The organism is Haloferax sp. AB510, assembly GCF_024136985.1.
Classification (GTDB): Archaea; Halobacteriota; Halobacteria; order Halobacteriales; family Haloferacaceae; genus Haloferax.
The window spans coordinates 1-6,432 of record NZ_JAMYJY010000152.1 but is presented as its reverse complement, the minus strand read 5'-3'; the positions used below and the strand labels follow the sequence as shown (position 1 = coordinate 6,432).

At 69.5% G+C, this 6,432-nt stretch carries 6 protein-coding genes; all 6 read right to left on the bottom strand.

Annotation, left to right across the window (positions count from 1 at the left end):
* Positions 1–478 (bottom strand): MFS transporter (locus NKF06_RS19245; protein ID WP_253246333.1); only part of this gene is annotated, 478 nt, incomplete at its 3' end.
* A 66-nt stretch (positions 479–544) separates the two neighbouring features.
* Positions 545–1,429, bottom strand: a complete 885-nt coding sequence (locus tag NKF06_RS19240; protein ID WP_058827116.1) for a DUF58 domain-containing protein — start codon at positions 1,427–1,429, stop codon at positions 545–547.
* Between the two features lie 7 nt (positions 1,430–1,436).
* Positions 1,437–2,459, bottom strand: coding sequence for a MoxR family ATPase (locus NKF06_RS19235; protein ID WP_253246332.1), 1,023 nt, complete (start codon positions 2,457–2,459; stop codon positions 1,437–1,439).
* Positions 2,452–3,417 (bottom strand): hypothetical protein, encoded by a 966-nt coding sequence (locus NKF06_RS19230; protein ID WP_253246331.1) that lies wholly within the window; start codon positions 3,415–3,417, stop codon positions 2,452–2,454. Before NKF06_RS19230 ends, NKF06_RS19235 begins: the two co-directional genes overlap by 8 nt.
* Positions 3,410–4,033: a chromosome partitioning protein gene (locus NKF06_RS19225; RefSeq protein WP_253246330.1), complete on the bottom strand. Its 624-nt coding sequence runs from the start codon at positions 4,031–4,033 to the stop codon at positions 3,410–3,412. The genes NKF06_RS19230 and NKF06_RS19225 overlap by 8 nt, the downstream gene beginning before the upstream one ends.
* Positions 4,030–6,432: VWA domain-containing protein (locus tag NKF06_RS19220; protein WP_253246329.1), on the bottom strand; the 2,403-nt coding region annotated here is incomplete at its 5' end. The genes NKF06_RS19220 and NKF06_RS19225, both read right to left, overlap by 4 nt.

Genomic DNA, 6,432 nt, shown 5'->3' with positions numbered 1-6,432 from the left:
ACCCGAGCGCGCCGACGCCGGCGGCGATGGCGTACGAGACGGCGAAGCCGAGCGACCCGCCGAGGGCGTGCAGCGAGTACGCCCGCCCGCGGTTCGTCTCCGAGGAGGCGGTCGCTAACAGCGGGTAGTGCGCGGGGTGATGGCCCGCAATGCCGACGCCGAGGAGCGCCTGTGAGGCGAGGAGCCACGCGTAGGAGGGCGCGAGCGCGGTCGCGACGATTCCCACCGCGCCGCCGACGAGCGAGATAGCGAGGACGAGCGTCCGACTCCGCGCGTCCGAGAGGTAGCCGAAGGGGAGTTGCAGGAGCGTCACGACCCCGCCTTGGACGCCGATGGCGAGGCCGACGGCGGCGATACTCACGCCGAAGTCGTCGGCGACGAGGCCGATGACGGGCGCGAGCGCGACGAGGTAGGCGTGGTTGACGACGTGCGAGCCCGCGACCAGGCCGACCACGCGGCGTTCCTGTGTCTCCGTCACACCGGCCAATGGGGGGTAGTTCGTGAAAAGCCCGCGGTCCGCGGCGATGTTGGGCCGGGAGTCGGATTAGCCGCGACGTTCCCCGCCGAGCCGCGCGCCGAGCCAGAGGTCGGCGAACGTGTCGAAGAAGTCCGCGCCGGTGTCGACGAGTTCGCGCTCGATGCCGAGCGCCTGACACCGCTCGTCCACCGCCGCGAGATGCGATTGGAGCCGGTCGGTGTACTGCCGCGCCGCCGACCCGCCGAAGTAGGTCCGGCGGGTCGCCTCGGACTCGGGGTCCTCGAAGATGGCGTCGCCCGTCGCCTCCGGGCCGAGTTCCTCGGGTGTGAGCACCTGCGCGACGAGCACGTCGTTTCGCGCGAGTGCGGCGAGGCCGGAAGCGACGTCGTCGGGGTCGAAAAGTAGGTCGCTCACGACCACCACGAGCGACCGCGAGCGGATGGTCTCGGCGTAGGTCGAGAGCGCGGCCGTGATGTCGCCGTCGCCGCCGGGCGTCGTCTCGTTGAGCCGCTCGACGAGCCGGAGCACTTCGCCGCGGCTCGACGCGTCGGTGTCGATGCGGTCGGGCAGATCGCCGAGGAGCGAAAAGCGGAAGTCGTTGTTCTCCTCGGCCGTGAGGTGGCAGAAGCCGAGGCCGAGTTTCGCGCCGTACTCGAACTTGTTCGTGTCGCCCTCGCCGAAGTCCATCGAAGCCGAGGTGTCGAGGAGGACGTGGACCGTCAGGTTCCGTTCGGCCTCGAACCGCTTGATGAACAGCTCTTCGGTCCGGGCGTACACCTTCCAGTCGATGAGCCGCGGGTCGTCGCCGGCGGCGTACCGCCGGTGGTCGCTGAAGGTGAGCCCCTCGCCCACGTCCGGCGACTCCTGGTCGCCCTGTCGTCGGGCGTTCGAGACGCGCTTCAGCGAGGTGTCGAAGCGGTCGAGTTCGTCGAGAAAGCCGGGGTCTATCATCGGTCCGTCACTCGTTCAACAGCCGCGCAATCACGTCGTCGGGGTCGAGCCCCTCGCGCTCCGCCCGGAAGTCGAGGATGATGCGGTGTCTGATGACCGGTGGGGCCATCTCGACCACGTCCTCCCACGAGACGTGGGTGCGCCCGTGGACGAACGCCCGCGCCTTCGCGGCGAGGACGAGCGCCATGCTCGCGCGGGGACTCGCGCCGAACTCGACCTGTTCGTCCTCGCGGGTCTTGCGGACCAGTTCGATGGTCCGGTCGCGGATGTCGTCGGAGATGGGGACCTGTCGGACGAGCCGTTGCGCCGCCAGCAGGTGCGTCCGCGGCAGGACGCGCTCGACTTCGGGCGACGCCGCGCCCTCGGCGTACTGCTTGACGATGGTCCGCTCCTCGTCGAACTCGGGGTAACCGACGAGAATCTTCATCAGGAAGCGGTCGGTCTGCGCCTCGGGGAGCGGGTAGGTACCGCCCTGGTCGATGGGGTTCTGCGTCGCGAGGACGAAAAACGGGTCCGGGAGCTCGTAGGTCTCGCCCGCGGCGGTCACCTGCTTTTCCTGCATGGCTTCGAGGAGCGCGGCCTGCGTCTTCGGCGTCGCCCGGTTTATCTCGTCGGCGAGGACGACGTTGGCGAAGATGGGACCGCGCTCGAACACGAAGTCCCGACCGTCCGGCGTCTCGCGGATGATTTCGGTGCCCGTGATGTCCGAGGGCATCAGGTCGGGCGTGTTCTGCACCCGCGAGAACTGCAGGTCCGTCGCGTCCGAGAGGGCGCGCACGAGCGTCGTCTTCCCCAGTCCGGGGTTCGATTCGAGGAGCGCATTGCCATCGCAGAGGACGCAGACGAGCAGTCGCTCGACCACGTCGTGCTGGCCGATGATGCGCTTTCCGACCTCGTCTTTGACCGCCGCGACGTTCGCTTGGAGGTCCTCGATGCTGAGGTCAAGGTCGTCGTCTGTTTCGACCGCGATATCGCCTTCGGCCGCGGTCTGCTGTCCGTCGTCGCCGAGCCAGTCTCGTTTGTCACTCATCGTCGTTCTCTCGTATCTTCAGGGTGTAGTCGCGAATCAGGTCGGCCTCTTCGAGCGTGTCGTCGGCGAGGTAGCCGGCGCGCTGGCTCTCGACGGCGCTATCGCCGCCGTAGCCGGTCGAGTCGTAGGCCGCAGCCGACGACTCCGGCCCGTCGCCGCTCCCGCCGGTCCCGGCGACGGTGGCGTTCAACTGCTCCGAGCCGGCGGCCACGTCCTCGGGGTCGCCGAGAATCGAACTCCCGTTCTGGAGCCCCGCCTCCTCGTCGGGTCGGTCGAGGCTGTCGCCCGCCGGTCCGCCGTCGCCGGCGAGCCCATCGAACTGGATGTCCGAGACGGCGACTTGGATGCTCCCCGCCGAGAGGAGCAGGGCGACGAGGAGCGCGCCGACGATACGGCGGGTCGGGAGAAGCTCCACCGACGACGACTCCCGCAGGCGGGACAGCACGTCGTCGTAGAGCGCGACCGACATGCGCGAATCGCGGTTCGGGTTCCCCTCGTCGGCGACGAGGTCGCGGGCGGTCCGGAGCGCCTCGGCGACCGAGGGGTTCACCGCCTCGAACTGCTCGACCGGCGGGACCCGCATCAGGATGAGGTACTCCGCGACGCCGACGAGGAGGCCCACCGCGAGGGCGATTGGGACGGCGACGTGGACCGAGACGGCCGGGTCGACCCGCGGGAGGAAGCCGAGCGACACCGACGACTGGACGGGTAACTCGACGACCCGGAACGCGATGTTCGCCAACAGCGTCGCGACCGCGGCGTCGACGACGCTAGAGACGGCGGCGGCCTTCGCGGCCTCCCGGCGGACCTCGCTGACGGCGTCGGCCATCGCCTCGCGGCGGGCGCTTCCCGCGTTCGAGCCGGCGGGCGCGTCAGGCGCGTCGGGTGCGTCGGACGTGTCGGCAGCGCCGGGAACGTCACTGCTGTCGCCCGGTTCGGACGGGGATGGTTCAGACACCATTGCACACCGCCGGTTCGTTGCCGTCTTCGAACTCGGAACAGGCCCGCCGGAGGTCGGCTTCGAGTTCGTCGACCTGGTCTTCGAGTTCGTTGATGTCGGACCGGAGCGTCTCAATCTGGGTCTCCAGTTCGGCGTTCGTCTCTTCCAGTTCCTCGTTATCCGTTTCGAGGTCGTCTATCTGGTTTTCGAGCCGGTTGCGCTGTTCTTCGAGTTCGTCGAGCGTCGCCGTGAGTTCGCTGATACGGTTGCGAGCGTCTCGGAGATTGCTTTCGGTCTCCTGGAGTTCGCTCCGGGTCGACGACAGCTCGCTTTGGGTCGATTCGAGCTGTGACTCCGCGTCTTCGAGGTTGTTCGCGACCTGCGAGACGTCGCCGCGGGTGCGTTCGAGGCTGCTGTTCAGCTCCTGTAGCTCCGCCTGTGTCGCCGACAGGTTCTGTCGAGTTTGCGAGAGGTCCTGTTCCAGCGCCTCGTTTCGCTCGCGCAGTTGCTCGTTTTGCTGGTCGAGCGAATCGACCGAGTACTGGTAGAACATCGTCGCGCCGACGGTTCCGGCGGTGAGGAGGACGATGACGAGGACGAGACCGAGATTCAGGGACCGACCCAGGGCGCTCATATCAAACCACCTTCACTTTGCGTTCGACCCCGATACACTTGAAGACGCCGGACGAGCACCTCGGCGAGGTAGAGGAAGAACGCGACGGCAACGAACGCGGCCGCCCAGTCGTCGCGAACGGGTTGGACGCCGGCGGCGTTGTCGCGGGCGGAGGCGGCGATTTCGGTCGCGTCCTCGGGGTCGTACATCGTCCCGCCGCTGTCGGAGACGGCGGCTTCGAGCGCGGCAGACCGTCCGAACCCGGCGTACTCGGCGGGGTAGTTCACTGCGAAGGCGGTGTCGAGCACGTCCCGGTAACCAGTCTCCGTGGGGACGACTGTCGCCTCGTAGACGCCGGAGCTGACCGCCGAGAAGGACAGCCCCTCGACGCCCCGCGGGCGCTCGCCGCCGCGGTAAACGACGGTCGTCGGCTGGTTGACGCGGGTGTCCGCCACCTCGGCGACGCCGGTCGCCTTCCGCTCCGGGTCGCCGATGACGTAGTTCGTGGACTTCGTGAGCAGGAGCGAGTCGGGGCTCTGGAGCAGGCCGTCGAGCGTGCCGTCGCCCGCGTAGGCGGTGATGGTCGCGACGCGGCCGAGGCCGTAGCGCCACGAGGCGACTGCGGGGGTTCCGTCGTCGGCCGCGACGAGGAAGTTCGCGCCGCTCCTGACCGACACGTCGTTGACGCTGCCGGGGTTCGCGGTCAGTTCGACGCCGGCGGTGACGAAGTCGTTCTGGTCGACGACCGTGAGGCCGTCGCCGGCGTACTGGCGGTTCGACCCGCCGAAGAGGATGCGAAGCCGGTCGGTCTCGCTGGCCCTGAGGTAGTTCCCGCCGGACGCCCGCGCGATGGTCCGGAGGGTCTGTTCGTTCGGGCTCGGCCCGGTCCCGATGGTGATGACGCGGACCCCGTCGCGGCCGAGTCGGTCCGCGACCCTCGCGGCGTCCTGGAACCGGTCGTGTCCGTCGCTGATGAGGATGACCGTCCCGCGCCTGTCGCCGAGTTGCTCGGCCGCGCCCTCGAGGCCGACGGCGATGTCGGTCGCGCCGCCGGACTGGAGCCGACGGATGAGGTCGGCGGTCGACTCGCGGTTCGGCCCGAGCGGGCGGAGCGGCGAGACCTCGTAGGCGCGGTAGTTGAAGCCGACGATGCCGACCTGGTTCTCGTCGCCGAACTGGTCGAGCGCGTCGAGCGCGACCGACTTCTGGACGCGCATGCCGCTTTCCGCGCTGCCGGAGACGTCGATGGCGAACACGAGGTTCGTCTGCTGGGACGCGCCCTCGCCGGTCGTGACCGGGAGCATCGACGCGAGGCTCGACCCGTCGTAGCCGCCGTTTTCGAACGAGTTCCGCCCGCCGACGGTCAGCAGGCCGCCCCCGTCGATGACGAACCGTTGGAGCGAGTCGGTGTTACCCACGTCCTCGGCGCGGATGTCCTGTAAGACGACGGCGTGGTACGACGAGAGGTCCGCGGGGACGGCCTCGGCGGTCTCCACGTCGTACAGCTCCGAGAGGTAGTCGCGGAACGGGTAGTCGCCGCGGGAGACGTACAGCACCCGCGGCGGCTCGACCACGCGGACCGTCTTGCGGAACACGTCGTTCGTCTGGAAGCGGTCGTCGCTCTCGATGCGGGCGGTGACGCGGTGGGTGCCGGTGGTCTCGAACGTCTGGGAGAACTCGACGCCGCCGGTCGTGTTGACCGTCTCGCGGGCAACCTCCTCGCCGTCGACTTCTACGACGAGTTCGACGGTCGCGCCCTCGGCGTCCTCGGGAACGACTCCGTCGACCTGCGCGAGGAACGCGTTCTCGACGCCGACGCTGGTCTTCGACGGGCCGCTGACGGTGACGTAGTGTTCGGTGTCGGTCGGTTCGAGCGCGACCGCGCTCACGGTCGCGTTGAGGTCGCGGGCGAGCGTCGTCGCGGACGCGAGGCTCCGCCCCGAGGTGACCCGCCCGTCCGAGACGAGGACGACCGTTCCGTTGGGCCTGAGGTTGGCCGCGACGGCGTCGCCGATAGGCGACTCCTCGCCCCGGGCGACAGTCGAGGTTGTGACGGGGACGCCCTCGGCCTCGATGTCCGCCGCGAGCTGCGACGCCACGTCCTCGGTGACGGCCGCACTGTCGGAGTCGTCGACGAGCAGCGTCACCTGCGGGTCGCCGTCGGACATCCGCGTCGTGACGGTGTACGGGCCCGCGGCCGCGACGACCAAGCACAGGACGACGAGGAATCGGGACGCGAACAGGAGTCGCCGGGAGCGCCCGCCGGCGGTCCCCTCGGCCCCGCGGAAGATGAGTGCCCACGCGAGGAGCGCGGCCACCGGGAGCGCGACGAGGAACAGCGGGCGCTGGAGGCCGAGGGTCCGGCCGGCGGCCTCGACCGTCCACGCGAGGGGCGTCGTCGCGGCGGCGGGAGCCGTGGC

Bases quoted from the DNA above. Each gene is read 5' to 3' on its own strand.
- NKF06_RS19240 (WP_058827116.1), bottom strand. From the start codon at position 1,429: ATGATAGACCCCGGCTTTCTCGACGAACTCGACCGCTTCGACACCTCG.
- NKF06_RS19235 (WP_253246332.1), bottom strand. From the start codon at position 2,459: ATGAGTGACAAACGAGACTGGCTCGGCGACGACGGACAGCAGACCGCG.
- NKF06_RS19225 (WP_253246330.1), bottom strand. From the start codon at position 4,033: ATGAGCGCCCTGGGTCGGTCCCTGAATCTCGGTCTCGTCCTCGTCATC.